The organism is Bacillus sp. FJAT-50079, from assembly GCF_018343515.1.
Taxonomy (GTDB): Bacteria; Bacillota; Bacilli; order Bacillales; family Bacillaceae_C; genus Lederbergia.
In genome coordinates this window covers 53664-75431 of sequence record NZ_JAGYPD010000007.1, presented here as the reverse complement: position 1 = coordinate 75431, position 21768 = coordinate 53664, and the positions used below count along the sequence as shown (strand labels likewise).

16 protein-coding genes and 1 pseudogene are annotated in these 21768 nt (G+C 37.7%); 2 read left to right on the top strand and 15 right to left on the bottom strand.

Annotated features, from left to right (window positions below; all coding sequences use genetic code 11):
- Positions 1-5: 5 nt before the first annotated feature.
- From KHA95_RS18640 to KHA95_RS18625, 4 genes are all read right to left on the bottom strand, one after another.
- Positions 6-2084: a BglG family transcription antiterminator gene (locus tag KHA95_RS18640; protein WP_213139068.1), complete on the bottom strand. Its 2079-nt coding sequence runs from the start codon at positions 2082-2084 to the stop codon at positions 6-8.
- Between the two features lie 126 nt (positions 2085-2210).
- The gene (locus tag KHA95_RS18635) at positions 2211-4115 is read right to left on the bottom strand and encodes a PTS mannitol transporter subunit IICBA (protein ID WP_213139067.1); all 1905 of its coding nucleotides are present in this window, start codon (positions 4113-4115) and stop codon (positions 2211-2213) included.
- Between the two features lie 157 nt (positions 4116-4272).
- Complete coding sequence (locus KHA95_RS18630) at positions 4273-6441, bottom strand: YhgE/Pip domain-containing protein (RefSeq protein ID WP_213139066.1); 2169 nt, start codon at positions 6439-6441, stop codon at positions 4273-4275.
- A gap of 78 nt (positions 6442-6519) precedes the next feature.
- Positions 6520-7329 (bottom strand): hypothetical protein, encoded by an 810-nt coding sequence (locus KHA95_RS18625; protein ID WP_213139065.1) that lies wholly within the window; start codon positions 7327-7329, stop codon positions 6520-6522.
- Positions 7330-7470: 141 nt separating this feature from the next.
- On the opposite strand from KHA95_RS18625, the gene KHA95_RS18620 reads away from it, so the two are divergent.
- Positions 7471-9147 carry a hypothetical protein gene (locus tag KHA95_RS18620; protein ID WP_213139064.1) on the top strand — a complete coding sequence of 559 codons (1677 nt, stop codon included), beginning with the start codon at positions 7471-7473 and terminating at the stop codon, positions 9145-9147.
- 68 nt (positions 9148-9215) lie between these two features.
- Here the strand turns inward: KHA95_RS18620 and KHA95_RS18615 are convergent, their stop codons facing one another.
- A complete protein-coding gene (locus KHA95_RS18615) occupies positions 9216-9977 on the bottom strand; it encodes a MerR family transcriptional regulator (RefSeq protein ID WP_349305507.1) in 762 nt (253 codons plus the stop codon).
- A 126-nt stretch (positions 9978-10103) separates the two neighbouring features.
- Here KHA95_RS18615 and KHA95_RS18610 point away from each other — a divergent pair, with 126 nt between their 5' ends.
- Positions 10104-10763, top strand: a complete 660-nt coding sequence (locus KHA95_RS18610; RefSeq protein ID WP_213139062.1) for a GntR family transcriptional regulator — start codon at positions 10104-10106, stop codon at positions 10761-10763.
- 228 nt (positions 10764-10991) lie between these two features.
- Here the strand turns inward: KHA95_RS18610 and KHA95_RS18605 are convergent, their stop codons facing one another.
- The 10 genes and pseudogenes from KHA95_RS18605 to KHA95_RS18560 all read right to left on the bottom strand — a co-directional run bounded on the left by KHA95_RS18605 (position 10992) and on the right by KHA95_RS18560 (position 21756).
- Complete coding sequence (locus tag KHA95_RS18605) at positions 10992-11414, bottom strand: lipoprotein (RefSeq protein ID WP_213139061.1); 423 nt, start codon at positions 11412-11414, stop codon at positions 10992-10994.
- A 562-nt stretch (positions 11415-11976) separates the two neighbouring features.
- Positions 11977-13247, bottom strand: a pseudogene (locus KHA95_RS18600) (site-specific integrase); the annotation flags it as partial.
- A 758-nt stretch (positions 13248-14005) separates the two neighbouring features.
- Positions 14006-15397, bottom strand: coding sequence for a branched-chain amino acid transport system II carrier protein (brnQ, locus tag KHA95_RS18595; RefSeq protein WP_213139060.1), 1392 nt, complete (start codon positions 15395-15397; stop codon positions 14006-14008).
- Between the two features lie 466 nt (positions 15398-15863).
- Positions 15864-16658, bottom strand: a complete 795-nt coding sequence (locus tag KHA95_RS18590; RefSeq protein ID WP_213139059.1) for a patatin-like phospholipase family protein — start codon at positions 16656-16658, stop codon at positions 15864-15866.
- Positions 16655-17269: a DedA family protein gene (locus KHA95_RS18585; protein WP_213139058.1), complete on the bottom strand. Its 615-nt coding sequence runs from the start codon at positions 17267-17269 to the stop codon at positions 16655-16657. Before KHA95_RS18585 ends, KHA95_RS18590 begins: the two co-directional genes overlap by 4 nt.
- A complete protein-coding gene (locus KHA95_RS18580; RefSeq protein WP_213139057.1) occupies positions 17266-18423 on the bottom strand; it encodes an MGDG synthase family glycosyltransferase in 1158 nt (385 codons plus the stop codon). The genes KHA95_RS18585 and KHA95_RS18580 overlap by 4 nt, the downstream gene beginning before the upstream one ends.
- 176 nt (positions 18424-18599) lie before the next feature.
- The gene (locus KHA95_RS18575) at positions 18600-19793 is read right to left on the bottom strand and encodes an MFS transporter (protein WP_213139056.1); all 1194 of its coding nucleotides are present in this window, start codon (positions 19791-19793) and stop codon (positions 18600-18602) included.
- Positions 19794-19923: 130 nt separating this feature from the next.
- Positions 19924-20340 carry a disulfide oxidoreductase gene (locus KHA95_RS18570; RefSeq protein WP_213139055.1) on the bottom strand — a complete coding sequence of 139 codons (417 nt, stop codon included), beginning with the start codon at positions 20338-20340 and terminating at the stop codon, positions 19924-19926.
- 2 nt (positions 20341-20342) lie between these two features.
- Positions 20343-21008 carry a DsbA family protein gene (locus KHA95_RS18565; RefSeq protein ID WP_249317088.1) on the bottom strand — a complete coding sequence of 222 codons (666 nt, stop codon included), beginning with the start codon at positions 21006-21008 and terminating at the stop codon, positions 20343-20345.
- 37 nt (positions 21009-21045) lie between these two features.
- Entirely contained in the window at positions 21046-21756 is a 711-nt protein-coding gene (locus KHA95_RS18560) for an EcsC family protein (RefSeq protein ID WP_213139053.1), read from the bottom strand.
- Between the last annotated feature and the right edge of the window lie 12 nt (positions 21757-21768).

Below are 21768 nucleotides of genomic sequence, written 5' to 3'. Positions count from 1 at the left end.
TTGTATCAGTCCTTTATTAAATTAGTATGAAGATAGTCTAAAAAGATCGCCTCTAACCTCGTGCGAATCGCTTCCTCGTTCGCTGATGAAAAAGTCATGATTGCTTCACGATTTTCGATTAAGCTCGTACTAATTAAACTAACGATTTCCTGCTCTTTTACGCTCATTTCCTCAGGAGCGAGCATAAGTAAAAGGCTTTTCATGTACATGTCTTTTCCGTCCATCCCTTTAACAAGAGATGGTTCCGGTAAATGGGTGATTTGAAAAATAATGTTCCGAACATATTTATGTCTGCAATGGTATAAAGCCATCCCGGTATTAGGAATACCGAGTCCGCCTTTTGCTTCCCTATCTTTCAGAGCAGTCATAATTTCAGAAGCATTTGATAAAAGCTGATCCCTTTCCGCATGCTTGACCATTTCCTCGAGGATCTCCTCATATCGCTTGTCTTCCATTCGATAAACACGAAAATGATCCATCAATGATTCAATGCTTTGTTGGACATCTTTTAGTTCCGCTAACACTTGATTTAAGGAGGATTTTTTCGTTGGTTTAAAGAAAGCATCCTTCCTTGCAATTTGACGATATTGTCTTTTTTCCGTTAACTTGCCAACATTATTTGTTAAATAGCTTTTAATTGCTTCAATATTCTCTTCATTTAATAGTGGAGAAACGAGAATATAATCGATGTTTGAAAATGGAAGCCTCACGGTTGAAATAACGATATCGTAATCGATCATCTTCTTATTTGATTGGATCTCTTGCAGAGACAATACATCGACTGATTCAATTTCAATGATTTCCTTTTTTATTCTGCTTGCTAACATCTTTGACGTACCTATTCCGGTTGGACAAATGACGAGTGCTTTAATCGTTAATTTCTCTTCCCACATAACTAGAGCTGAGCCAAAATGAAGCACGATGAAGGCTATTTCATCCTCCGGGAATGGGTCAATCTCTGGAAACTCTCTTTCGACAAAACTTTTTACTGCCATAAATAAAACGGGATATTTCCGTTTTATTTCATCTTTTAACGGATTGAATAGGCTCATTCTCTGCTTTATACGAAAAAGCGATGGTTCCATATGTGCGAGCAGTCCTTGATACAAAGAAAAATCATTCGTTACATCAATATGAAGTTGATCTGATACATCTTTCATTAATTGCTTCACTACTTGCCCAAGGTCAATGCGATCATATGCAAGATCACTTACCGTTTGGAGCTTGGCCCCTTTTAAGATGATCGCTAAATAGATTAAATCATTGTTAGTTAGTTGTACTTGTTTCAGTTGATTGGAAATATTGATAAGCAAATGATGTTCATGTGCAAAATCAGCAATTTCTTCCGGAGCTTCCTCCAATAGAAATCCTGCCCCCGTCCGCTGCATCGTTATACAAGTATGTACAATAAACCCAACGAAATCACTATCTGCTAAACGCGGTTGAGTATGGCTGAGTACGGATGTAACAGCCTGGTCAATCGAATGTAAATAATCAGGAAAAAAGTAATGAGAAATCGTCTTGTTTGTACGTTTCCCTTTTTCCAATAAAAATAAGCTTTCAATTAGCTCTTCTTGAAAATAGAGTAGAAAATAGCGGGCCAATGCTCTGCGCTTATTAGCTTCATTGCCACTGAGCTCTACCCCAATCCCTCTCGTTCTCGTAATATTTATTTGAAAATCTTCTAACCAAACCGTTAGTTCATCTAAATAAGAGATTAAAGTCGTAATACTAATACCTAACTCATTCGCCAAAACTTGTAGCTTGCATGCTTCCTTCTCAAGCAATGTTAAAAACAAGCGTAGCTTTCTTTCCTCCGCTGTTTGATCGACCGGCTGCATCCCGGCGATATGTTGAATGAGTCGAAAAATTTGTTCATTTCTGCCGCGAACGATTAATCCTTTATTCGTATTGCGGTCTAGGCGTAGATCAAAAGATAGGAGAATTTTTTCGATTGCTTGTAAATCACGTTGTACGGTTCGAACACTCACTTGTAAATGATTGGCGATCGATGCTGCTGTATGTTTCCCAGATGTTTTAATAATGAATTCAATGATCTCTTTTTCCCTTGAAGTAATGTACATTCCTTCATCTCATTTCCCCTAAGTCGTTAAATGGGAATAGAAAAGCGGATATCCGCTTTTCTATTCCTATATAGGTTCATTCTATCTTTAGAGTTCATGTTATATCCAAGAAATTGAGGCAACAGACTAATTACTTTTAATATCGATCATATCCATAATTTCACGCGCTGTTTGCGCTGCAACTAATTTCTCGATATTGTCCATGTCTGCGCATGTTACAGCAATGCCCGATAGTATTTCTAAATGTGTACCGTCTTTTCCGGCAATCCCAAAAATCAATCTTACTTTTTGCCCGTCAAAATCAACACCGTTTGGCACTTGAATGACCGTAAACCCAGATTTGATGACATCTTTTTTCGCTTCTTCCGTACCGTGGGGGATTGCCACATCATTTCCCATATACGTTGAAGTCATTTCATCACGAGCGATCATCGCTTCAATATAGCTCTCTTTCACGTAACCCGCTTTTACTAAAGCTCGCCCTGCAAAGCGGATTGCCTCTTCTTTATTGACAAACGATTGATTTAAAAAGACGTTTTCTTCAAGCAGCAAATCATTACTTTCAGATTGATCCGTTTTTGGCTCCTCTACTTCCTCCACGACTCCATCTTCAGAACGAATCTCAGGATTTTGGAGTTTCTCGATTAATTCATCATACTCAGGACTTGATAAGAAATTATCAACCGATACGTGATAAGCAGCAGGTACTTTATTTTGCGCCCTTGGTGTTAGCTCATCCTGTGTAATGACCACTTGTGCATCAGCAGGCAGATTGCTAATCGCTGTATTGGTTACTGCTATGTTTAAGCCTGCCTCTTTCACTTTTTTACGTAAAAGCGAGGCACCCATCGCACTTGAACCCATTCCCGCGTCACAAGCAAAATAAATTTTCTCTACTTGGTCTGGTAATTTTCCGTTGTTCGTAGCCAATGCTCCGACAACAGAGCTCTTCTTCCCTTTCATCTCCTGCATTTTTCTCGCTGCTTCTTCAATATCTTCATCCGATTGTTTGCCCGTTTTTAAAATGAAGGCAGCAACGACAAACGATACAATCGCAGCAACAAGAATTCCCGCATAGTTAGCAATAAATGCGCCTGCATGGTGAGGAGTAACCGCCGTAATCGCAATAATACTTCCTGGAGATGATGGAGCGAATAAACCTCCGCCTAAAAGAACAAGTGTAAATACACCGCTCATTCCCCCTAAGATTACCGCTAGAATTAGCATTGGGCGCATTAAAATATAAGGGAAATAGATTTCATGAATCCCCCCTAAAAATTGAATAATCGCCGCTCCCGGTGCGGATCTTCTTGCGTTCCCTTTTCCAAAAATACAATATGCTAGAAGGACACCAAGTCCCGGTCCTGGATTTGCTTCAAGTAACAGTAAGACCGATTGCCCTGTTTCCTTTGCCTGCTCTAAACCAATCGGCGTTAAAATTCCGTGGTTAATCGCATTATTTAAAAATAAAATTTTCCCAGGTTCGATCAAAATACTTGTTAATGGTAGTAGACCCGCGCTTACTAACCAATCGACGCCAACCATTAACCAATTGGAAAAGGCATTAACAGCAGGGCCAATTGCTAAAAATGACAAGATCGAAAGAATTCCACCGAGTATTCCGGCTGAAAAATTATTTACGAGCATTTCAAAGCCCGCTTTTACTTTTCCTTCAATTGACTGATCAAACTTTTTAATGACATATCCGCCAAGCGGTCCCATAATCATCGCACCAAGGAACATCGGAATGTCTGTTCCAACAATGACCCCCATCGTGGCAATTGCACCAACAACTCCCCCGCGTTGATCATAGATGATTTTTCCACCTGTAAATCCAATTAATAATGGCAATAAGTACGTAACCATTGGACCAACCATACTGGAAAGGCTTTCATTTGGGATGAATCCAGTAGGAATAAACAGCGCAGTAATAAGTCCCCACGCAATAAAAGCTGAAATATTTGGCATAACCATTGAACTGAGGAAGTTACCAAACTTCTGAACAGCAACTTTAATATTCGATTGAGCCATATGCTCGCTCCCTTTCATTATTATTCATTCTATATTTTAATTTACGATCTACTCCGATTCAATAAAGACGAATACTAACTTTGTCGTATAAAGAACGACAAACCTATTGTTATTCAATCAATCTGTTGATCGCCGTCTAGCTTTGCTTGTCCGCTCATCAATGAAATATACCTGATTCCTTTGACTTTTTCAGCATGATCTCCATTCTTCTATTAAGCGGCTCCTTCAAAATAGTGCCGATACAAACGAAGAGTAGGGAAAAAGCACTTAAAAAACCAATGTCCATCCAAACCCGTTTCCAAATTATTCCTCCCACTGCTTCCCGCATTAAGTCAACAGCATATGTAAATGGAAGGAACGGGCTAATCCATTGAAAAAAGCTTGGAAGCAATACAACTGGATATGTACCTCCAGACCCTGCGATTTGCAATACAAGTATAATGATTGCCATCGCCTTCCCTACATTTCCAAATACAGATACAAGTGTATAGACAATAATCATGAAAACGAGACTCGTCAATAGCCCAAAAGCAATCAACCATAATGGTGAACTTGCGGTTACTCCAAGTAAAAGTAAATCCCCAACAGTGACAATCAATGTTTGCAAAAAGCCAATCGTTATAAATGTCAAAAGTCGCCCAAAATAAATTTCTTTCTCAGTGTATGTGACGGAGCTTCTAATATCCACGGCCAATAAGGAAATTAATAACAGTGCTCCAACCCAGATTGCAAGTACAGTATAAAATGGTGTCATGCCTGTACCGTAGTTCTTTATTGGAAATAGCTTATTTTCATCCAGTTCCACCGGTTCCTCGAAAAAATTACTTTCTGCCTCAGGGTTATTTTTAAGAAGCTTAATCAACTCCCTTACATCTGTTTCATTTTCTACGTTTCTTATTTTATTGGCAAGTTGTATTACCTTCTCACTAATATAAGGAAATTCATCATATACATATTGTAATTTATCTTTACCCTCGCCAAGGTTTTTCTTCGTTTGAGCCAGTGTTTGCTCTATTTGAGGAAAAGCGGACTGAATTGTTTCCAAAGTGTCCCTTGCACCTGCTAAAGTCTTTTTCGCTTTAGCTATTTCATTTACGATTGCCGGCTCAATTATCTCTTTATAATTATGAATATAAGTATCTAATTGAACGGGTGTACGGCGGGCAATCTCTTTCATTTCATCAAGCTTGCTTTGAAATTCCACTCCTTTTCCATTCAGTAACTCAACTAAATTTGCCAGATTTTCTTGGTTTTCCAGCAGCATCTCTTTCAGCTTCGCCGTTTCTTGAAGCGCTCGTCCCAACTGCTCGTTCCCTATATTTTCTGATCCAGCTCCATTTATCTCCTTTAGTTCTGTGACGGCAGCTTCAACCGTTTCAATGCTTTGAAGTGCACCATTGGTTTGAGCTTGTACTTTATTTTGTAAAGCCTGCTCATCGCTTAGATCAATACTGGCATTTTCTATATTATTTATAAATGCCCGAATATCATTAGAAATTTTCTGTACGTTTTCAATATCCTGCCTCACTTTCGGCATGATTTGATTTAAGCTGTTTTCAGCCTCTTGAATGAGGTTTGCCGTTTTATTTAACGTTTCAAGTCCATCCATTGTTAATTGCTTTACTTCTGGAAGAGCTCCTTGCGCCTTCGCAACTATTCTCTCCGCCGAATTTGCATCTGCTAATGAATCCCGAAGTAAACTGTTTATTTCAGGAAGATCCTTTTCGAGGATAAACACATAATTTTCGAACCTTTCAATGTCAGGCAATTCCTGCTCTAACTCGATCCCGAGCTTATTAAATCTTTCAAAAAGAATACCACTCACTGTTGAAATAAACTTCCTACTCATTTGATCAACAATGACCGAAGCACCCTTTTCAGTAATTTTAGGTGATATCGAATTGATTTTCTCGTTTACATAATATTCTACCTTCGCTTTTTCAGGATGATCGGAGATAACGGAACTTAAATCTTCCGAAAAATCCTCAGGAATGACAATCATCGCAAAATACTCACCAAACTCCACTTTTTCCATCGCCCGCTTGCGATCGGTAAAATGCCATTCTAAGTTTGGGTTCGTACGTAATGATTGCTCTAGTTCTTTTCCTATATTTATGCTCTTATCCTGAACAACCGCTCCTTTATCTTCATTCACAATTGCGACAGGGAGATTGCCCGTTTTTGAATAGGGATCCCACATAGCGGCAATATTAAGCCATGCATACAGTGATGGGAGAATGATCAATCCACTAATTAAAATGAGCGCCGCCCAGTTTGACACGATTTGTTTTAAGTCTTTTGTATAAATGCTCCAAATATTCCTCATCTATCATTCCTCTGTAACTTTCGCAGTTTTACATACTTTCCCCATTGTTGTCGTGACTTAGTCGCAACAGGGAAGAATTTATGGATTCCCCGCTGTTGCGACTGCTAAATCAAGTGCCTCCAATGCGCTCCTCACCGCTTCTATCTCGTAGACGATCTCACCTTCCTGCCAAACAATTCGCTGCACATGTTCCTCATTATTTTCAGTGACATCAAGCATCGCAGCTCCATGTTCATGTGGAACTGGAAGTGTGTGTTCTTCTAAATATTGCACCACTTTTTTCGCTTCATCAGCCACATGTTCCCCTTGCTCTGTTTGCCCGCGAACAACAATTGACCATCTTCCCTCATTCCAACCAATGTACTGTGAACCAGCTGCACCTTCCGCATAGCCTGTTATTCCATTGCCAAGATCGATTTTTTGTCCGCCGACCTCTGCATGGTTTTCGTAATTAACCTGTTCAGCCGCCTTTTCTTCCGATTCATACTTTGTTCCTTTTAGCGTAGCAATATTTACCTTCATATTCTCCAATTCATCATTGTTAATAGGAACGGGTTGATCTGTTTCAAAAAACATCACTACATACTGATCGCTATCGGAACTCGTTTTGGCGGTTAAATACTTTCCATCAGAAACGACGATCGTTTTTGGCAGCTTCACTGGCATACCCGTTTTTAATTGTTTCTCTGTTTCTTGAATGACCTCCTCTTGTGTCAGCGCCTGAGGATTTGCAGATTCTTTACTTTGATCACTTACTCCATCTTCTTGTAAGTGGGAAAGATTTTCAGTTTTGTCCGGCTGATCCCCTTGACCGTTCTTCGATGAACCAGCATTGCATCCGGTAAGCATCATTATCCCTATCGCACAAATCATTATCTTTTTTATCAATAGAAACATCTCCTTTTGGCTGCTAATTATTCATTCCCTTCCTAGCGTTCGGAAAAACACTTCTACATATACAAAAAATTGAAACCTCTTTATATGTGAAATCGTAAAAAGAAGAAAGCTATTTTTAGAGGAGTTGTTCAAATGGGGAGTATATTCATTTTTTCACTGATCGTGGCGATTGTCCTTACATTAATCGTCATTCCAATAATGCCCAAGCAAGTAAAGAAAGCACCGAAACGAAATATCAGCGTTGAATATATAGGTGTGACCATCCTGTTTTGGCTGGTTGTATTTGGTTTTTATTATCTTTCCAATATTGATCGAACGATTAGCTCGCTTTGGTTCCTGCTGCTCATTGCTACTGCCCTTGGCGCTTTATTCGCAAGCGGACGGGAGCGTTTATTCAAAGCTGTTTTATTTTTGGGAAGCCTTGTGTTTATGGTTTATTTATTAAGCGCCTTTTTATTTAATTCGAATGAAAAATACACCGTATCAAAAATGGAAGAAAAGGTGGAAATACAAGCCTTTGATGAATCAAAAACACCCGCAAGCGTACCACCGAAATTCGCAAGAAATAAAATGAAAAAAGCGTTTGGCCAAGTACCAAACACAAGCTATTATGAGCTAGGTGAATTGCAAATCCAAAAGGTCGGAGAGGAGTTTGTTTATATTGCGCCTGTTGAATTCTCCGGATTTTTCAAATGGCGGAATGGAAAAACAACGCCTGGCTATTTTAAAATGAGTGCGACCGACGCATCCAATAATCCTAAATTTATTAAAGCAGAAATGACTTATAGTCCATCGGCATATTTAAATAAGGATTTAAATCGTTTTATTCGCAATCAATACCCCAATCTAATTTTCTATGGCGAACCACGATTAGAGATTAATGATGACGGGAAACCCTTCTATGTCAGGACATACGGTCGGTTTATATCTGCGAGAGATGGCTTTGATATGCAAGGTGTAGTTATGGTTGATCCCGCAAATGGAAAAACGGAAAAATTCACTTTAGGTGAAACTCCTACATTCATCGACGGTGCTGTTTCTCCTGAAGCTGTAAGCTTGCAAAATAGTTATTTCGGAAAATATATTCATGGATTTTGGAACAGTTTATTTGGAAAAAGAGATGTAAAGCTTCCATCTGATGAAGGTACAGTTGCCAATGTGAGTCCGATCTTTGATGAGAATGGAAACATGGTCTACTTCACAGATTTTACAAGTCCGAAAGAAGGCGTCGACTCCATGCTTGGCTACTCACTTACAGATGCACGTACTGGAAAAGCAACTTACTACACAGGTAATTTAGAAGAGTCTTATATGGATTCCCAGGCGGCATTACAAATAATCGATAAAAAATTTATCGAGAAAAAGTGGTCCGGAGAAATGCCTGTACTGTACAACTTTTTCGGGAAAGCAAGCTGGTTAACACCTGTGCTCGATTCCAATGGATTTTTGCAAAATTACTTCATCGTTTCTGCTGCAAATCCGGAAATATCTGTTTTTGCCAATACACCGAATGAAGCTCTAAAGTTATATAAAACTGCCTTACAACGAGGCGGCAGCTCAGTTGATGGGACATCGATGGCGGAAGAAAAAAGCGTTGCAGGTACGGTAATACGTGTATTTAAAGAAAAACAAGGAGATCTCACCGTTGTTTCATTCTATTTGGACAATAAGCAAAACTTTATCATCTCCTCAGAGGTCGCCCCTCTGTCTATCTATTTAGAAGCGGGGGATATAGTGAGCTTAAAGTATTTAAATACTGGTGAAATATTCATGCCTGTTAAAGAACTCCGTATAGAAGGCCTACAATAAAAAAAGAGATGCCTGACCACTAGCGCGTTAAAGCTTAACGCGACTTGTGTTCAGGCATTAACTTTTTATTACTTATTTGTATGAGCAAATACCGCCATTGCATCACACATAAATTGTGCGAGCCCTTCTCCGAATTGATCGATGTTTTTTGTGAAGCGCTCATCATCGACATACATTTGCCCTAACCCTTTAAATGCATCAAGCGAGTAATCTCCCATTTGATTTAAAAAGTCGAACCATTCTTTAATCCGCGCCTGCGCTTCGTCCGATTCAGGAGCAGTATGGCGAATAGCGGCAAGCCCGTGATAGATCTCATTAAATCGATTCTCAAACTCTTTCTTTTCGCCTTTTGACATGGATGTCACTTTTGTATTTGCTTGATCAACAGCCTCATCTCCCCAACGTTCGCGCGCTTCTTGTTCGTATCGATTATGGCTAAAATCAAAGCCTTTAAATTTTTCCTCATTAGACATTTCTATTTCTCCTTTCGCATGCTGTATCGTCTTTTCAATCGTTGCAATCATTTGATTGAGACGCTTCCGTTTTTCAAGCAGCATTTTCCGATGCAATTCTAACGCTTCTTGCCGATCAAATGATGGGCGGTTGATAATCTCCTTAATTTTCTTTAAAGGGAAGCCAAGCTCTTTAAAAAACAAAATTTGCTGCAACGTTTCGAGATTATCATCCGAGTACAAACGATAACCCGCTTCCGTCGTTTTCTCTGGGGCTAATAAGCCAATTTCATCATAATGATGGAGTGTGCGCACACTAATACCGACCAAATCAGCCACTTCTTTCACTTTCAACTTCTCTTGCCTCCCTTCACTTATGACTATAAGGTATCACGTTACGTGAGAGTCAATACATAAATTTAATGGCCAGCACCTATTTTCACTTTCGAACATTATCCTGTATACTATACCTATATAATATTGTTAAAAGGGTGGTGAATCGCTATGCCGATCCCGATAAATCATTCGAAGCCGGTTCGTAAAACAGCGAAAGTAAAAGCGTTTCATCAACTCCAGCAATGGATTATCGATGGGACCTTACTGCCTGGTGAAAAGCTCATTGACTCAGAGATTGCCGCTGCATTAGGTGTAAGTAGGACCCCCGTTCGCGAATCTTTACAATTGCTCGAGGTTCAAGGTTTTGTCAAAATGTATCCTGGAAAAGCAACGCAAGTAACAGAGGTAAAGAAGGAAACGATCAAAGATTTGCTCCCGCCTTTGGCCGCATTGCAAGCATTATCCGCTGAGTTGGCAATTCCTCATTTAACGACGGAAGTCATTTCATTACTTGAAGAGACGAATCGGCGATTTGCTGATGCGATTCGTTCAAATGATTCCTTTTCAGCATTAAAAATCGATGAACAATTTCATCAGATTATCGTCAATACAGCAAACAATCCCTATATCCTATCGATCCTTGAATCATTGCAAGCCCATGTACGCCGATTATTTTTTTATAATTCCATCGTCTTAACGGAAAAATCGATAGATGAACATAATCAAATTATTGAGTTAATGAAAAAGCGCGATGCAATCGAAGTTTCTGCTATGATGAGGGAAAATTGGCTTCGGGCCATTAATGAATTTCATGTAAAGAATAAATAAAGAACCTGTCTTGTCTGATGTTTTATTAAAAGTCAGGTTTTTTCTTAAAACCCTTAACAACATTGAATTTTTATTTAATGTCGGACATTTTAAGTAATAAATTAAAAAGGATAGGTGAGCATAATTTCTTATGCTCACCTATCCTTTTTTGTACAACAAATGACCTCATTTACAACAACAAAAATATAATGTTGTTGTGCTAACGCACCCGTTAGTTCAATAAGCTGGTTATTGATTTCCTGATATTACACCAAACGAGGTTTCTTTACCATTACTAACAGGCTTAATAACCTCGTATTTCTTGTCTAATTTAACCTTATATAAAAGTTCGTGCTTTAATGATTGATTTGAATAATCAGCAGTTTCAGCAGTATTGTATAAAATGCTTAATGTCTCACCGTTTTTTTCAACATTAAAATCAGTAAAATGTGTAGCTTTTTCACCTTCTTTTACATTTGATCCATTCAAATATACATATACAGCTTTTTGTTTTTCGAAGTAAAGATGTACCCCATTTTCATCCTTAACATTGTCAATAAACGATTGAATATCTTTTTTAACACCCTTCTCAGGTAATTCTGAAAATGATAATTCTGAACTGCAACCAGTTAGCACAGAGATAATTACAATTAAGGATAGTAACTTTCTCAATTCACAACCCCCATTATTTGATTATTCATAATTTCCTAACATAAAATTCCATATGAAATTATATTTCTTGTTGAACTAAACTGCACCGTTAGTTTAATAAGATTAGGTGATATATACGAAGGATACCTACTTAAACGATTCGAAATAACTGGTAATCCATCTTGTGTTATTTTCTGCAATATATTCTTCTGAAAGAATTAGTCTTTGGACAAGTTCTTCCTTAGTTAATTTCATATATTTCCTTCTCAGATTATCAAGATTTCGGCTTGGTTTTATTTTAGAAAAATTCAAATCCTCGGTGTTAATAGAATCGTTTAATACAGTATTTTTGCTATTCTTTTTTTATTTATGAGTTTTACTATATTGCTTGTAATACTCATATAGTTGTTCGTTTGTGCGAATTGTATTTGGGTGAATTCCCTTCCCTTCGGGGTCAATTTTTTTGATTGTTCAGAGACCGTTGTATAGGTGATAGGATCACCTTTTTTAATCAATTGATTGTATACCGAGCTCTATTGAACGATTACTACGCTTTTGATGACTTTCTTTAAGCCAAACAGGTTCATTTCTTTTTGAATAGAATGTCTGGCTCATACTTTTGCTCCTCCCTATACTTTTCAATAAGTTCGATTTCCTTTAATTCATTACGAGCGTGTTTTCGCATCGTTTTTGCTTTTTTCACATCAATCGTTAAACCCATTGCACTATATCGTTTCTCCATATCTTTCGATAACTCAATAACCTCTAATAATTCGTGTTTCTTTTCAGGTTGTGGGATTTTTGCTTGGCAACCTAAACACGCCATTTTTATTGGACAGACGTGATTAGTGACACACGTTCCACCTACAACATTATTGAACACACCAACTTTTTCTTTATACTCCTCGAGTTCTTTTTCAAGATCTTCAGGATTTCGCAATACAGCCTCATCAATATCTAAATAATCAGATATAACATCGTGTAAATCACTTACTGATTGAGCCAATTGGCTTGGTGTAGGCTCAGAGTAATAACTAGTCACCCCTAACATCACGTTGATGCAATATCTTAGCCACAATGTCTATTGGTAGCTTTTGTCGCTGAACAGCTTCGGTCACTACAACAGGTTTACCTTCTTGTGTTTCAAATTGTAGCCCGTGCAACAAAAAACGAAAGCTTGAATTAATTGCAAATCCAATAAGTGCTTTATTATGATACTGAAAAAAATAAGGCTTAGATTTCGGGAATATATGGCGTCGATCACCACGATATTTAACGCTTGGGATTTTTTCAGTGCCATAATGAGTTTTTAGCATCAAACCAACCGATTTTATTATTTTCATTGTTTGTTCGCTAATATAAAAAGCTTCTAATTCATCACGACCTTTTGGAATAGCATAAAAAGAAAAATGTAATTTCTTAACAGTACGGATACATTCTTTAGTATTGTTAATTTGCAATAATTCATTTAATCTGGTACCGGTAGTAGTACATATATCTAATGTCAATAAACCGAAGGTTACGGCTACATATATTGGTTCTACATCGAACAAAAGTACTTGATGAGAGTATTCCTTTATGTTTGGAGTAAAAGGGTTCAGGATTACTATTAGAATTATCTTCACCATAGCCCCACGAATAAAGAAGGTCTCGTTTATGTTTTAACTCATTGTCATTCAAATTTTTATACCACTGTCCAATAAGATTATTTTCGAATAGCTCAGTAAACCATAGACCTTCAGCTTCCTCATCATCTTCCAATCGTTCTGCTCTAATAAATTCTACAAAAAAATGATTCTTATCATCTGAGTAACTTCCTGTTCGATTTATTGCAGCTTTTATTTGTTTCTTCGTGTTTTCCTAAGAGGTCAGCAACCTCTTTTACTGTATATTCCTTCAAAAAAACACCCCCAAGTAGAACTTATACTTGGAACGTATGTTCACATTTTACCACAACACCCGATGTGTGTAAATTCAGAAAACTGCCGTTATAGTAAATGAGGTCATTTAGAGGTCTATTAAACAAAAGAAGTACACCACAATATATAAGTGATGTACTAAATTTTTATTTAATGTGTGACATTAAAGACAAAGACTACTCAGTCAATAAAAAGGTACATTCACTTGTCCTTAATTTTACAGAGTAATAGGTTCTTTAGTTAAATGTCGTCTAAACTTCGCGAAAAAATTGCACGACTTTCGCGGCGAAATTGGCGATTTTTCGTTTAATTGCACCACCTCCATTTCGTGATTAGAGATGCCGTCTAAAAGGGAGATGTGAGCCTTTAGTAAACATCGTTTGCTCGATTTACCTTATTGAAGAATTTCCACAGGTGAAAGGCATTCGGACGGGGTTCGATTTACCTTATTGGGGACTTTCCACAGGTGAAGGGCATTCGAGTGGGGTTCGATTTACCTCATTGGAGACTTTCCACAGCTGAAGGGCATTCGGATGAAGTTCGATTTACCCTCTTGAAGAATTTCCAATGGTAAAAGGCATTCGGATGGAGTTCGATTTACCATAATGACTTAAATATGCTATTAAGGGGAAATCGATCATAAGAAGAGGCTATTCAAAAGTTTAACTTTTGAATAGCCTCTTTTAAGATTAATTAGTTTGTTGATGGTTCTGGTTCTGATTTCGAGCTTACTTTTGGGCGATTAGGCATTGCAATTCGTGCAATGACACCAGTAATAACAATAATGGCTAATACCGGCAACAACCAACCAAGCCCTTCTTCATACATCGGCAATGTATCCTCATAGAAAGAAACAATAGGTGCAAACCAACCGAAATATTCAATTTCAAAAAGTTGACAAAATGTTTTAATTCCATCGACGATACTAATTAAAAACGCCACGAATGTTGCTGCTACATAAACAATTCTAGAATGATTAAATAATGGCGATAAAAATGTTAAAAGCATGAGCACGATCGCTAATGGATAAAGGAACATTAACACTGGAATCGAGTAATTAATAATATTTGATAATCCAAAGTTTGCAATCGTGAAAGAAAGCGCTGAAAAGAAAACAACGAATGCTTTATAACTTACTTTCGGGAATAAAGTATGGAAGTACTCTCCGCAAGCGGTAATCAATCCAATACTTGTCGTTAAACAAGCAAGGATAATAATAACGGCTAACATTACTAATCCAAATTTCCCAAAATAATGGACAGATGCATTGCTAAGAACCGGTCCACCATTGTCAAAAAGACCTAATGTTTCAGTACTTGTTGCGCCTAAATAAGCAATTCCAACGTAAATAATTCCAAGAAATGAAGTTGCAACAATTCCTGATTTCACTGCTGCTGAAAGAATACCGGCTTTGGACGTAACGCCCATGCCGCGAATGGCATTAATGACAATAATTCCAAATACGAGCGATGCGAGGGCATCCATCGTATTATAGCCCTCCGTAAATCCTTTCATGAACGCTCCACTTGTATATGCTGCGGTTTGTGGATCCCCGATTGCTCCCATTGGTTTTACAATGACCATTAAAAGTAATACAGCAAGAAGAATGAGAATTCCAGGTGAGAGAATTTTTCCAACGTTATCGACAATTTTTGCTGGATTTAAAGACAACCACATAGTAACAACGAAGAAAATCAATGTGAAAATAAATAATCCGATCTGTACAAATCCATCACTGATAAATGGTGCAATTCCGATATCATATGCAACTGCTCCTGTACGTGGCGTTGCGAAAAATGGTCCAATTGTCAAATAAAGAAGTGAAGTAAAAATAACCCCATAGGCTGGATGAATCCGACTGGAAAGATCTTGTAAATTGCGGCTTCCTGAAAAGCCCATTGCCAATATTCCAAGGAATGGCAAGCCGATTCCCGTAATTAAAAATCCGATAACAGCAGGCCATAGATTTGTTCCTGCATTCTGTCCAAGTGTCGCTGGGAAGATCAGATTTCCTGCCCCGAAAAATAGCGCAAATAGCATGACTCCTATAACAAAATAAGACGAAAATGATAACTTTGTCTTCATAAATCTGTTCCTCCTAAAAATTTGTAAACCTATTTTCAGTCCGCAAAGACTTGTATGCAATATATCGCTGAAATCTATATTACTCTGATTTTCGACAAATTGCAATATATTTCAACAAAGTATTTTGACGATTTCGAACCGACAAAAAAGTCTCCCTACTTATGACTGAGATACATAAAAAACCGCTATATTATGCGAAATACACAAAGTTCAGCTGAAAACGTAATCAAAATAGTATGCAGAACATTTATTATATTTACATAACATTATCATCTCGAATTAAGGTGCGGATTACAGATTTCCCCATTTATAAAACACCTTTGGTGACGTAAAAATGGGCGATTTGACACACTTATAAAGTGAGCTAGATCGTAAAGGGTTAGTTACTCGATCAACTCGAGCTAGCGCAACAATATCCATTCAAAAAAAATAGCAGATATAATCTGCTTCTTTTCAAACTTACTTATTAATGTACCTTTTGCAGCCACTGATCCATATAAACAACGTTTTTGTACTTTTTGTTAAATAATACCTTTCTAGCTTCTAACTGCCCTAATGCAATGACCTTAGATAAAGATTTTGTTTCAAATCTACCTATATTCTGTAAATCAATATCGATCAACACATCTGCATGCTCTTCTAAGCAACGTTCTGTGTTTTTCTGACTAGCAATATCAATATATCGATTTAGTACGGAAATAAGATTTGTAGGCTGATGTACATGGGAGCTCTGCACTCGAATAGATGTAACCTTTTTCGCTCCCATCCTTCTAACGATGTCTGCGGGATTATTATTTAATATATAACCATCTACTAGTAGTTTTCCTCCCATTTCTACTGGTGAAAATAATCCCGGGATGGCAATGCTTGCACGTATTGCCAGCGCTACCTCCCCAGTATCGATCACGACCATCTCTCCGGAAATCAGATCTACACAGATAACAGCAAATGGAAGGTTCAAATCAGAGAAGTGTTTTCCATCTGTCCACTTTAATAATGATTGATAGATTCGATCTCCTTTTATCCAACCTTTTCGATTGAACCCAATATCAATATGGCGCCTAATTGATAAATCATGCACAATGCATTTCATATTTTCTGGATCCATTCCACTTGCAAAGAGGCCGCCAACGACAGATCCGGCACTCGTTCCAGCAATGTGGGTAATTTCGATCTCATTACTAATCAATTCCTTTAAAGCGCCTATATGGGCAACTCCACGCAGAGAGCCACCACCTAATGACACTCCCGTTTGCTTCATTCACTTTGGCCTCCTTTTTTCCATTTGGTGAAATTCGAATTTCTTTGTTTAGACTTTCTATAATAAATAAAAATAGCAATCGCTATACCACATAAAACCATTCCATATCCATATATGCTGTATGTGCTAAAATAATTTTTAAATACCTCGTAATTGCCGTTAACATAGGCCCCAGCAAGAATCATTACGTACGACCATGGATATATGCCTATGAAAGTTAAAAGTAAATATTTATATACATTCACTTTACTCATACCAGCAACATATGAAATATAATTCCCCACTCCAAATGGTCGAGTAAGTGCAATGCTCCAAACACCATATCGATTAAATAGGTGAATTCCCCTATCTAGCTTCTTTCTCAATTTATTAGGGAAGATACGCTCTAGCTTTTCTCCTATAAAATACGGAATAAGACTAGAAAGACTATAAAAAACACTCATTCCTGCAGCGATAAAAATGGTGGCTACATATTCAGGTGATAATAAATATCCGTATGATAGCACAATCGCCAAACCTGGAAATGGCAAAGAGGATCCTTCTAGAAACATTGCAATAAATAAGCCGGAAAGACCGATCGTACTTAGCCACTCCAAAAATTGTTGAATCATTGAAAAGCCCCTTCTTTCACGGACATCTGATCATCTTCTTTACCCGATTTAATTAAAGAGTTAATGAAATGATATATATTCATCGGTGTCCCATCACGTAAAACCTCTAAATAAGAGTGAAATGATGTTTCATTTTGTTGCATTAGAAGCTTATCGTTTAAAAAAGCAATCACTTGATCATCAAAATTTTGCTTATCATTGAGTTCATGTACAAGCTTTAGATCTTTTAGCAACTTTAAATTAATTTCTTCTTGACCAGGAAGTGCAGAATGAATAAAGATTGGAATTTCTTTGCGAACCGCTTCGCTAATTGTAACCCCTCCTGGCTTCGTTATTATTGCATCGATATTGTCATACATCTCATTCATCTCTTCTTTTGATGAAATGTAGGAATACGGGTGGATATTCTTGAAATTGAGCTTTGCAATTGTTTGAAAAAGTTTCTTGTTCTTTCCGCATAAAACGAAATATTCGATTTCCTTTTTACATTCTTTTTGCTCCAATAGATCCAATATATTTCCTAATCCGATGCTGCCTCCAGATATGAGAACATTCCATTTCTTCTTATTTTTAATCGATTTTATACGGTTGCTCATAAACTGCTCACTAATCGGGATTCCTGTCATAATAATTTGATTTTCCGATAGTCCATTTTTATTTATTAAAGCGGTTTTCACTGCTTCACTAGGAACAAAATGATAATCGATTCCTTCTTTCCCCCAAACATCATTTACAAAAAAATCAGTGTACACATTAATTACTGGTACAGAGCACTGATTTTTGATCTTTAGTTTACTCACAATATAGGATGGGAATCCGTGCGTACAAATAATTAGATCAGGTTTTTCTTCAGAAATGATTTTCTCCATCTTTTTCAAAAACAAAAACTCATAGTAATGATAAGAACGTTGAGAATTTGATGTATGTGCCATTTGCTCGTACATCCATGCATATGTTTTCGGAAAATGATGTATCCACTTTAGATAAAGTTTCGTAACTGCCGTTTCAACGATTGGATTCCATGCACTTAATAGATCGATTTTTTTACACTGGATATTCGGATCTCTTTTACTAATATATTCAGCGACGGCATCCGCAACTTGGTGATGACCTGAGGGCATCCTTAGTAAAGGGAAAAATAAAACCTTCCTCAATGTTACTCACCCCTTTATTCTTCATTACCCATTTATCATACAAAAATATCTATATGGTCTGAACCAACCATAGCCTAGTAATGTTCTCAGACCTCAGACCTAATTTATGACATAATTGATTTTTAAATCCTATCTTTATAAAAAAAAGAGCAAAGTCTTTAATTTAGACTTTGCTCTTACTTGATAGCTGGTACAGTTTTACGGCGATTACGGCGACCGCTCCACCTAATCGAAACAAGCATTGTGATGACTAATACAACTAAGCCCAGTATGAATGGATAAATAATGTTCACATCATACAGAAGACCCGCTGTTAGTGGTCCAAGAATGTTTCCAATACTCATATACGCATTATTCATCCCCATTGCAAATCCTTGCTCATTCCCGGCTAGCTTTGAAATAAGCGTCGTTAATACTGGTCGTAAAATTGATGTGGCTAGGAAAATAATCATTGTTACACCAAAAAACATCATATAGCTATTTGCTAAAAGGGATAATACGAAGCCAGCTGCTGCAACACCAAGAAAAATCGTTAATACGGAGGCTTCACCAAATCGACGTACAATTCGATCCACAGCAAACAGTTGAACAACTACGCTAATAATCCCAGTAGCTGTAATCATCCAAGCAATTTCCTTCGGAGTAGCTCCGAACTCATTGTCGACGAAAAGACCGAGTACGGACTCATATGCCATCAGTCCAAAACTCATTACAAGGATGATAATAAGTGGAATGAAATACGGTTTACTAAAAGATTGACCAATTTTTTTGATCATTGAATCATTATGCTCTTCCGGAACGTAACTGCCCTCTGGCATGCTTTCCTTTAAGACAATTGCAGAAAATGCAACAGCAACAAGCCCGACAATCGCGGAAACGAGCAGTGGTACTTTTAAACCGAAGTCAGCCAAAAACCCGCCAATTCCTGGTCCGATAACAATCCCCAACGACATCGAAGCAGAAATATAACTATTACCTTTTGCCCGCTGATCCATCGTTGTAATGTCAGCTACATATGCGAAAATGGCTGGAACGAGCAATGCAGCCCCGACACCGCCGATCACGCGTGAAAGGTACAACACGATAAGTGAATCGGAAAAATAAAAGACGAACATGGATAGTGCTAATCCACCAAGTCCCCAAATAATCATTTTTCTGCGCCCATATTGATCGGTCCATTTTCCTGCAATTGGAGATACAATGAGCTGTGCACCGGCAAAAATGGCAATCATTAATCCAGCCGCTGTTCCCCCTTCACCAATTGACATTAAATAAGCCGGCAGAATTGGAATAATGATCCCAAAACTTCCAATCGCAATAAACATATTTATCATTAATATAATCATCTTTTTACGTTGATCAGATGTCAAAATGCATAACCTTCTTTCTCTAAAAATTTTAGACGACTCTTTATTATAATAAAAACGAAGGTAGTTGTCTATACATGACTGTAAAACAAGCTCGTCCACCTTTTAGTATGGACAAGCTTGTTTAATACAATTATTCACTTTTTTTCATAAGCACAAGCAATAGACTAATCAGTGTAAAAGCCGTTAATGCTAAAAAAGGAATCGTAACAAAGCCAAACCAATTAATATACTGGACATTACACGGAACACCTTGTACACATGGTTTGATCGCCGCAAACCCAGGAACCTTTTGGACGAGATAGTGATACAAAGAAATCGTGCCACCCATGATCGATAAAGGGAGAATGTATTTTTTCAAGCTTTTATCATTATAAAAGGACGCAATGCCGAGAAGAATCGCCAATGGATACATAAAAATTCTTTGATACCAGCAAAGCTCACACGGAATAAATCCTTTTATTTCACTAAAATACAGGCTTCCTAACGTGGCAATGACAGAGACAACCCAAGCAAAATATAAATGATAACTCATTTTTGCTTTATGCATCTTTATTTTTTCAATCCTTTTTCAATTTGGGTCACGATCGCATCATAATCAAATGGATCCTCTAACATGACCCCATTAATAACGATCGTCGGTGTGAATTGCACATCTAGTTCCTTTACTAACTCCATATCGATCGCAACTTCTGCTGCAGTTTCTCCCTCGGTAATATCAGCTTTAAATTGTGCGATATCGATATTTGGTACAGATTGTTGCGCAATGTCAAGCAAGCTTTCAACCGTCACCCATTGTTCATCATGATTCTGACTCGTCGGCTGTGCAGCAAATAGCGCGTTATGAAAAGGCCAGAATGCTTCTGGATGATGCTTGTAGACAGATTCTGAGGCTAACGAAGCAAGAATCGATTCCTCCCCATGGAACAAAACATTCATATAAGAAAATGTAATTTTTCCCGTCTTAATATACTCTTTTTCTAGTTGCGGATAGATCTTCTCTCCCCAAGCTTTACATGAAGGACATTTATAATCACCAAATTCAATAACAGAAACAGGTGCAGCCTCATCTCCGATGGTCGGCTGGTTTTCAATTGATGGGTGATTGACTGTCGTGATGGTTGGTTCAGTTTTCTCCTCTTTATTGAGAAAAAGTACAAAAGCTGCAATTACAACAAACAGACCTAATGTAGAAATTACAATCGTTTTATTACTCATCCTGCACCTCATTATACGTTGTTTCTATTATTATGCCTTATATCTTCAAGATTCTCATCCGATAAGCATTCATTGCCGTTTCCCCTAAATGATCAAGTAAATTATAGTTGGCGTATGCCCCAACAATGGCTCCGAAACCGGGAATGAGTTGTAGCAATTTCACTAAATCAATATAATCGCGATATTCTTGCTGAAATGCTTGCCAATCCATTTCGGCAAGCAACTGCTTATTTTCTTCCCAATTCGCAATCATATGAAAGGTTTCCTTGCGTTTTTCATCACTTGAAAACGCAAGCTGGAAAACATGTAAAATGAATAATCGCTCTTCGTATTCATTTGTATCAAATCCGTAAACAGCAGCAGCTTCAAACAAAAACTTCATTTTTATTGATAAAAGCAATGGGAAATCAGCTAAACCAAGCAAAATTCCTCCAGCACCCGTTCCTGCTCCTTCAATGACCGCCGTTTTTCGAAACGTGGACAGTTTTTGCTTTACCAACTCGTCACGCTCATAAAGGCTTTTATTTGCTGCTTGATCTTTGCTTGTCGTTATATTAGACCCAACAAGTGTTGCTTTTACCATTGTTTTAATACTTTCCGTTAACACTTTATGAACCTTCTCTGGAATTAGCTCATTGATTTTCCCTTGCGCTTTTTTCGACATCCGATTCAAAATGCTCGATTTTCTAAGTATTTGCCGTTGCCATGCTTGTAGATCATCTTGGACCTTTCTTTCATATTCCATCATCTCGATCATCCT

Excerpts from the sequence above, each read along its gene's own strand:
- KHA95_RS18630 (WP_213139066.1), bottom strand. The coding sequence starts at position 6,441 with ATGAGGAATATTTGGAGCATTTATACAAAAGACTTAAAACAAATCGTG.
- brnQ (WP_213139060.1), bottom strand. The coding sequence starts at position 15,397 with ATGAAGACAAAGTTATCATTTTCGTCTTATTTTGTTATAGGAGTCATG.
- KHA95_RS18560 (WP_213139053.1), bottom strand. The coding sequence starts at position 21,756 with ATGATGGAATATGAAAGAAAGGTCCAAGATGATCTACAAGCATGGCAA.
- KHA95_RS18590 (WP_213139059.1), bottom strand. The coding sequence starts at position 16,658 with ATGAAGCAAACGGGAGTGTCATTAGGTGGTGGCTCTCTGCGTGGAGTT.
- KHA95_RS18610 (WP_213139062.1), top strand. The coding sequence starts at position 10,104 with ATGCCGATCCCGATAAATCATTCGAAGCCGGTTCGTAAAACAGCGAAA.
- KHA95_RS18635 (WP_213139067.1), bottom strand. The coding sequence starts at position 4,115 with ATGGCTCAATCGAATATTAAAGTTGCTGTTCAGAAGTTTGGTAACTTC.
- KHA95_RS18640 (WP_213139068.1), bottom strand. The coding sequence starts at position 2,084 with ATGTACATTACTTCAAGGGAAAAAGAGATCATTGAATTCATTATTAAA.
- KHA95_RS18565 (WP_249317088.1), bottom strand. The coding sequence starts at position 21,008 with ATGAGTAATAAAACGATTGTAATTTCTACATTAGGTCTGTTTGTTGTA.
- KHA95_RS18570 (WP_213139055.1), bottom strand. The coding sequence starts at position 20,340 with ATGCATAAAGCAAAAATGAGTTATCATTTATATTTTGCTTGGGTTGTC.
- KHA95_RS18585 (WP_213139058.1), bottom strand. The coding sequence starts at position 17,269 with ATGATTCAACAATTTTTGGAGTGGCTAAGTACGATCGGTCTTTCCGGC.
- KHA95_RS18620 (WP_213139064.1), top strand. The coding sequence starts at position 7,471 with ATGGGGAGTATATTCATTTTTTCACTGATCGTGGCGATTGTCCTTACA.